An 815-nucleotide genomic window follows, 5' to 3' on the forward strand; every position below is an offset into this window, starting at 1 on the left:
GGAATAACGGGAGTAACAGGTTCAACGGGAGCGACAGGTTCAACGGGAGTAACAGGTCCAACAGGAGCGACAGGAGCAACAGGAGTAACGGGAGCAACAGGAGCGACAGGAGCAACAGGAGCAACAGGAGCAACAGGTCCAACAGGAGCGACAGGAGCAACAGGAGCAACGGGAGCAACAGGTGAAACAGGAGCGACGGGAGTAACAGGTACAAGTATCACGGCAACGTATGCATTTGCGAATAATACATCAGGAGCGGCAATATCAGTGCTTCTTGGTGGAACAAATGTCCCACTTCCAAATAATCAGAATATCGGTCCCGGAATTACAGTGTCGGGGGGGAACACTGTATTTACGGCCGCAAATGCGGGGAATTATTATATTTCATATACAATTAATATAACGGCTTCATTATTAGTTAGTTCGCGAATTACAATTAATGGTGCACCGCTTGCTGGAACTATCAATTCCCCTGCATTAGCAACGACTTCATTTAGTGCGACAATTATTACGACTCTTGCAGCGGGGAGTGCAATTAGTTTGCAGTTGTTTGGATTGTTAGCTGTTGCCACGTTATCAACGACTACACCTGGTGCAGTTTTAACGATTATAAGATTAAGCTAAGTAACGTGAACTCTCTTATTCTTTTAAAATTAGGAGAGTTTCTACATATAATAAGAAGTTAAGGAAGTAAAGCATAGTTATAAAAATTCAGAATATTATGATTGTAACTATGTTACGACTATAATATAATGAAAACAACCATCATGAATGAACATTCATTTATTTTCACAAGTATTGGAAGGGGGAATGAG

General features: G+C 41.8%; 1 protein-coding gene. It reads left to right on the forward strand.

The genetic code is table 11. The features are described from left to right. Nucleotides 1–624, forward strand: a 624-nt coding sequence (locus AC1DJR_RS31985) for a BclA C-terminal domain-containing protein (RefSeq protein ID WP_477004467.1), incomplete at its 5' end; no start/stop codon positions are given. Nucleotides 625–815 lie beyond the last annotated feature (191 nt).

The sequence above is a fragment of the Bacillus sp. 05T31 genome (genome assembly GCF_056396725.1).